At 48.5% G+C, this 668-nt stretch carries 1 protein-coding gene; it reads left to right on the top strand.

Annotated elements, in window-relative coordinates; genetic code table 11:
- The coding region (locus B5F94_RS16040; protein WP_204247522.1) for an SH3 domain-containing protein at window positions 1-571 on the top strand (571 nt) is incomplete at its 5' end.
- Window positions 572-668: the final 97 nt, after the last annotated feature.

Here is a 668-nt window from a genome sequence, read left to right on the forward strand (position 1 = left end):
CCCGGAGAGCGTTTCCACTCCTGCCCGGGATGATACCACGGAACAGGAGCAGCTTTTCACCGATTGTAGCGAGACCATGTATGCAACCACCACAGTCAATGTACGTTCCAGTTATAGCACCAACAGCGATAAGTTAGGTAGCTTAACCAAGGCTCAATCTGTTACTCGTACAGGCATAGGAACTGGTGATGCGGCGGGATGGAGTCGGATAGAGTTTAATGGTAAGGTAGCGTATGTATCTAGTGACTATCTCAGTGCTACCAAGCCACAAGTCAGTGTAAGTAAACCGAGTACTGATAATAGTAGTTCTGGCAGCACTCAGACAAGTAAGCCCAGCACCAAGCCCAGTACAGGTGGTTCTGGTGGTGGAAATAGCCAGACGACCACTAGTGGTTCTGAGATAGATAAGGGAAGTTCCAATACCTCTAGTGGTAGCGGTGGCGGACTATCAGGTTTAGCTGGAGCTATAGAGCAAAGTAGAGAGGATAAAGGCTACTCTGGCCAACATAAGGATCCTGTCACTGACTCAGATCGTGAGTGGATATCGGGTGTCACCGCCGGAGTAAAATAGACCTATACGCCGGGCAAAAATTGACCCACGCCTAAAGACCGGCTATCTTAAAAGTGTGTGCAATACTTTTAAGGGAGATGGCCGAATGATTAGGAGT

Source organism: Flavonifractor sp. An4 (assembly GCF_002161755.1).
Lineage (GTDB): Bacteria > Bacillota > Clostridia > Oscillospirales > Oscillospiraceae > Flavonifractor > Flavonifractor avicola.